1 rRNA gene is annotated in these 635 nt (G+C 35.7%); it reads right to left on the reverse strand.

The features are described 5' to 3' along the window. Window positions 1-117: ribosomal RNA gene (locus ABP870_RS10630) — 16S ribosomal RNA — on the reverse strand; the annotation flags it as partial. Window positions 118-635 lie beyond the last annotated feature (518 nt).

Raw genomic sequence — 635 nt, forward strand, 5'->3', positions numbered from 1 at the left:
TTCGCGACTCATTTATATCAAGTGTAGCAAGCTACGGTTGTTATAAATGCGTTCCACTTGCATGTATTAGGCACGCCGCCAGCGTTCGTCCTGAGCCAGGATCAAACTCTCATTTGAACTGTACTCAATCAGATATCATCTGACTTTTTCTTCTTTTATTGACAGGTTACTTAATGTAACCCGCACGTTTGGTTTCTTTATCCAGTTTTCAAAGGTCTTATCGCCTCCTAAGAGACAACTTCTTTATTCTAACAGCTGTGTTTTTAAATGTCAACAAGTTTTTCTTGTTTTTTTCAAAAACTTTTTCATCAGTTGGTTACTCAAACAGCAACTTTTATATCATACAGCATAAGAATGTATTCTGTCAACAACTTTTTTTAAAAATTAAATTGTCAATTTTGTTACGTTACAATTGATGTGAGACCTAAGATACCAAAAAAGAAGATTCCTGATATGATAAGAGTACCACCACTCACCAAAAAGGAATCTTCTCATGACTAGTATAACATGAAAAGGCAACCCTTTTCTGTACAAAATTTATAAAGTGTTTTTTGTTAAGCGATAACTCGCCTAGCCATGGGTGTTTGATAGTTGAAACTGCCGTGAATGCGATGATGATTCCACCAGTGGACGTA

Source organism: Streptococcus jiangjianxini, assembly GCF_040225085.1.
In the GTDB taxonomy this organism is placed as follows: Bacteria; Bacillota; Bacilli; order Lactobacillales; family Streptococcaceae; genus Streptococcus; species Streptococcus jiangjianxini.